We start from the raw sequence: 2,001 nt of genomic DNA on the forward strand, positions 1-2,001 counted from the left end.
CCCCGTGCACCACCTCGTCCTGGACGGCTGGTCGCTGCCGGTGCTGTTCGAGGAGCTGTCGCTGCTGTACGCGGCCGGCGGCGACCCGGCCGCGCTCGCGCCCGTGACGCCCTACCGGCACTACCTCGCCTGGCTGGCCCGGCAGGACGCGGACGCGGCCCGCGACGCGTGGCGGACCGCGCTCGCCGGACTGGACGAGCCGACCCTCGTGGCCCCCGCCGCCGTCCCCGCCGAGGACGCGGGCGGCGTGGAGTCCCGCTTCCTGCTCGCCGCGACGGGCCGCGCGGTCGCCGACGCGCTGCGCGCCACCGCGCGGGCACGCGGGCTGACCCTGAACACGCTGGTCCAGGCCGCGTGGGCGGTCCTCGTCGGACGGCTCGCCGGCCGCCGCGACGTGGTGTTCGGCGCGACCGTCGCCGGACGGCCGATGGAACTGCCCGGGGCCGAGCGGATGGTCGGGCTGTTCGTCAACACCGTCCCGGTGCGGGTCGGCCTGGACCCGGCGCGGCCCTTCGCCGACATGCTCACCGACCTGCAGCGCCGCCAGACCCTCCTGCTCGACCACCAGTACCTGGGACTGACGGAGATCCAGCGGACGGCCGGGCCGGGGGCCGCCTTCGACACGCTGCTCGTCTACCAGAACTTCCCGCGCGACGCCGGCGAGGCGCTCCGCCTGGACGGCCTGCGGATCTCCGGCAACACCAGCGAGGACTCCTCGCACTACCCGCTCACCCTCGTGGTGACTCCCGGGGACGACCTGCGACTCCGCCTCGACTACCGGCCGGACGTCTTCGACGACGCGTCCGCCGAACGGCTGCTGGCCCGCCTGACGTCCGTGCTGCGGCAGGTGGCGGACGACCCGTCCGTGCGGGTCGCCGACCTGGACCTGCTGGTGGACGACGAGCGCGAGCGGGTGCTGACGGCGTGGAACGACACCGCCCGTCCGGTCCCCGGCGGGTCGCTGGCCGAGCTGTTCGAGGCGCAGGTGGTGCGGACGCCCGAGGCCGTGGCGGTCGAGTCCGGCGGCGTGAGCTGGACCTACGCGGAGCTGAACGGGCGGGCCAACCGGGTGGCGCGCGAGCTGGCGGCGCGCGGCGTCCGGGCCGAGGACCTGGTGGGCGTGCTGCTGGACAGGTCGGCCGACCTGGTGGCGGTGCTGCTGGGCATCGCGAAGGCGGGCGCGGCGTACCTGCCGGTCGACCCGTCCTACCCGGAGGAGCGCATCCGGTTCGTGCTGTCCGACGCGCGGCCCGCGCTGGTGGTGTGCACGCGCGCGACCGAGCACCTGGCGGGACCGGACCCGCTCGTCTGGGACGACCCGGACCGTCCCGCCCCCTCCGGGACCGTCCGCACCCGCCGGGTGCCGCCGCACCCCGCCCACCCCGCGTACGTCATCTACACGTCCGGCTCGACCGGGACGCCGAAGGGCGTGGTCGTGACGCACCGGGGGCTGGCGACGCTGGCGGGCGCGCAGGTCGAGCGCTTCGGCGTCCGGCCCGATTCGCGCGTGCTGCAGTTGGCGGCGCTCGGGTTCGACGCGTCGGTGTCCGAGATGTGCATGGCGCTGCTGTCGGGCGCGACGCTGCTGCTCGCGGAGGCCGACCGGCTGCCCCCGGCCGGACGGCTGGAGGACGTGCTGGCGGACCTGGCCGTGACGCACGTGACGGTGCCGCCGTCGCTGCTCGCCACCGTGGAGCGGCTGCCGGAGTCCGTGCGGACCCTGGTGGTGGCGGGGGAGGCGTGCCCGCCGGACCTGGTGGAGCGCTGGGCGTCCGGCCGCCGCGTGATCAACGCCTACGGCCCGACCGAGACGACGGTGTGCGCCACGATGAGCCGTCCCTTGGCGGCCGACTCCAGCCCCGGCACCGCCAGCGGCAGCGGCTCGGGCGTGACGATCGGCGGCCCGATCTGGAACACCCGGGTGTACGTGCTGGACGAGTTCCTCCGCCCGGTGCCGCCGGGCGTCATGGGCGACCTGCACGTCGCGGGCCCCGGCCTCGC

General features: G+C 76.2%; 1 protein-coding gene. It reads left to right on the forward strand.

Annotation, left to right across the window (positions count from 1 at the left end):
• On the forward strand, positions 1-2,001 hold a 2,001-nt coding region (locus tag AB0J52_RS38090; RefSeq protein WP_500187866.1), incomplete at both ends, for a non-ribosomal peptide synthetase.

It is taken from the genome of Spirillospora sp. NPDC049652 (assembly GCF_040675125.1).
In the GTDB taxonomy this organism is placed as follows: domain Bacteria; phylum Actinomycetota; class Actinomycetes; order Streptosporangiales; family Streptosporangiaceae; genus Spirillospora.